General features: G+C 51.6%; 3 protein-coding genes and 1 pseudogene. All 4 read left to right on the forward strand.

Going from position 1 to position 2,859, the window contains the following annotated elements:
• A pseudogene (locus EOA27_RS30375) lies at positions 1-213 on the forward strand (ABC transporter permease); the annotation flags it as partial.
• Between the two features lie 254 nt (positions 214-467).
• Entirely contained in the window at positions 468-1,844 is a 1,377-nt protein-coding gene (locus tag EOA27_RS42475; protein WP_127257973.1) for a hypothetical protein, read from the forward strand.
• A gap of 9 nt (positions 1,845-1,853) precedes the next feature.
• Entirely contained in the window at positions 1,854-2,246 is a 393-nt protein-coding gene (locus EOA27_RS30385) for a hypothetical protein (RefSeq protein WP_126082087.1), read from the forward strand.
• The gene (locus EOA27_RS30390) at positions 2,246-2,608 is read left to right on the forward strand and encodes a hypothetical protein (protein ID WP_127257975.1); all 363 of its coding nucleotides are present in this window, start codon (positions 2,246-2,248) and stop codon (positions 2,606-2,608) included. The genes EOA27_RS30385 and EOA27_RS30390 overlap by 1 nt, the downstream gene beginning before the upstream one ends.
• The last annotated feature ends 251 nt before the right edge of the window (positions 2,609-2,859 follow it).

The raw sequence follows: 2,859 nt of genomic DNA on the forward strand, positions 1-2,859 counted from the left end.
GTGCTGTCGCTGCTCGGCGGCATTATCGGCATCCTGATCGGACTGTCGCTGGCCGGCATGGCCTCGATGGCGCTGACGATACCGTTCGCGCCGAGCCCCGCCGTCATCCTGCTCGCCGTCGGCTTCTCCGCGCTGATCGGCATGGTGTTCGGCTTTTTCCCGGCGCTGCGCGGCGCCCGCCTCGATCCGATCGACGCGCTGCGGCACGAATAGCCGTTATTCCACAACCTTGGTGCATGCGCACGTCGACAGCACTGTCACCATCCGACCCTACAATGCTAGATTGATTTACCGTTTTACGGGGATTCCGAACTTTATTTGGACGCTCTTCCGTATCGAAAGCCGTTTCAAACTTGCCTAGCATTGCTGTCGACAACATGTTTCTGTTCGAGAAACAATAAATACGGGGGATTGGTGACTGAACATTCGCTCTGCGTAGCCAACACAAAGTTAGAACCGCTGACCCCATGGTGCTCGTTAACCCTCGCCTGACGGACTACTTCGGAATTCCAACGCCACAAGCGCAGCTTGATTTTGCCATACCGTTTTTCAACGAAGACATACCACTTTACGTCGATCCATTCCTCCTGTGGGCCTCTCCGTCACAACAGGATCAAGCGCTTCACACCGCCGTCATCAACGCCTTCAATCAACTAGGTCAGCTCTTCCTTCGGGGAGAGCAAAAGAAGGCCGTTGGAACATTGATTGCCGCATCTGAGTGTGATGAGGTCGGTCTCGGCGCTTCGGCCACGAGAAAAGGGAAACGTCTGGGTAAGACCAAGGCGCACGAAATTCTCTCCCTGTTCAAAACTATCCCACAATACGGCAGCGCTGGATTTCGTCACTTCGAAGAGATTCAGTTTTTCATCGACGGTATTTCGAAAGATAGAATCAGCGATATCACCTGTAGCTTCACAAAGTCATTTCTCGTCGACTACACCATCGAACAATGTCATCGGCATGGGATTCCCTTGAGGGACCACACCCTCCCCCACGTCTATGACTACCGAAAGAACGAGTTCAAACCAGAAGGGGGTGTCCAACTCCCTTTTCACCCTGATACGCGCGCTCCACTGATTCTGGTGCCGAAGCGCTGGCTTCGCTTCGGGCCTTGGATTTCTTACGACGACTATTTCCAGGAACATTGTCCACAGGACGATATCTCGCATGAGGCAGACAAACTTGAACGCGTGGACGTCCTGAATTTCAACCGCGCAAATTACAACGTCGTCGACGCTTATATCAGAGAGAAGGAAAGAACGTTCGAAGATTGCAAAAACGATCCGCTCTTTACCCAGATTCCGGTTATATCCGCCCGCCGCAAGTTGACCGCGATTAAGAAATTGCCTTCAGGTAAAAATGAGAACGCCGACCGCGAATACGAGAAACTGATTGGCGATCTCTTTCCGTCACTACTCTATCCCCAGCTTGATTTCGCTGCAGTCCAAAGCCGAACGGACAGTGGTTCGCTTGTACGCGACCTCATCTTTTACAATTCCCAGTCCGATCCCTTTCTAAAAGGCATATTTGACGACTATGCTTCAAGACAATTGGTCTTCGAGCTTAAGAACGTTCGAGAAGTCAGCCGTGATCATGTGAACCAGCTCAACGCCTACATGACTGACAGTTTGGGAAAATTCGGAGTATTGGTGACGCGCAATCCACTAACCGGCGCTCGAAAGCAACGAACAATCGATCTCTGGTCGGGTCAACGCCGGAGTATCATTACACTCACTGATGCCGACGTCGAACAGATGGTGGAGTTGTTCGAGAGCAAACAGCGACTACCCATCGACGTGATCAAGAAAAAATATATTGAATTCAGGCGAGATTGTCCGAGTTAGGATTGAAAAATGGCCTTGACGCCTCAACAAATAGAAAAGCTGGAGAAGATTTCCGGTCAGATGGATGGTCTTCACAAGGAAATTGCGACCCTTGTGAAGAAATCGCCAAACGATGGATTGAACGAATTTAAGTTGAAATTCGTCAACGCTATCCTTGGTGAGGCAAACGATATATTGGGCTCCACGCACAAACCCTTGGCTGATTTTGATCAGTTCGATGCGGACGATGTCCCGACTACAAGTGATGTCGCTCTTATCCTCGGTCAATACATCGAGGAGCTTGAGCGCAAGCGGGCTGACAACATAAAACGTGGAACAAACGGAGTTTGGATTTACCGCATCGAAGGATCAGACGTGATGATCCGGACGGCGCCACCGAAGAAGATACAAGAGAAAAAGTGATGTCGAACAAATACTATACAACAGAATCTAAAGTTAGACAATACGAGGCCGTGATCGGCGTATTCACTGAGCTATTCAAGGAACTTAAAGACCTTGGAAAGAAGAAGCCGGAAGGAACGCTTAGCACTAGCAAAGTAAATCTTATAAATCGGGTGCTAGCTGACGCCGTTAAACTTCTGGAAGGCGCTCCGGATCACAAGTATCTTGATCTTTTGGATAGCGATTCCTTGCCGCAATACGGAGACGCTATTCTGATCCTGTCGCAATATGAAGGCGCCTTAAAGTCATTCTACGAGCGGCACTACGGATATCAGAGCGGCGTCGGCGACGCGTGGTTCATCCAGCCTAAGAAGAGTGGTTGAACGCCAGCCGAGGCCGACAGGCAGCGGCCTTTGTTAGACCGCACACGCATCTCAGAGCGCTCGTTACATTCTCATCCAATTCCTGGTCGAGGCGACGGTGCTGTCGCTGCTCGGCGGCATTATCGGCATCCTGATCGGACTGTCGCTGGCCGGCATGGCCTCGATGGCGCTGACGATACCGTTCGCGCCGAGCCCCGCCGTCATCCTGCTGGCCGTCGGCTTCTCGGCGCTGATCGGCATGGTGTTCGGCT

The organism is Mesorhizobium sp. M2A.F.Ca.ET.037.01.1.1, assembly GCF_003998075.1.
In the GTDB taxonomy this organism is placed as follows: domain Bacteria; phylum Pseudomonadota; class Alphaproteobacteria; order Rhizobiales; family Rhizobiaceae; genus Mesorhizobium.

Coding starts and splice junctions, on each gene's coding strand:
- EOA27_RS30390 (WP_127257975.1), top strand. CDS start 2,246: ATGTCGAACAAATACTATACAACAGAATCTAAAGTTAGACAATACGAG.
- EOA27_RS42475 (WP_127257973.1), top strand. CDS start 468: ATGGTGCTCGTTAACCCTCGCCTGACGGACTACTTCGGAATTCCAACG.
- EOA27_RS30385 (WP_126082087.1), top strand. CDS start 1,854: ATGGCCTTGACGCCTCAACAAATAGAAAAGCTGGAGAAGATTTCCGGT.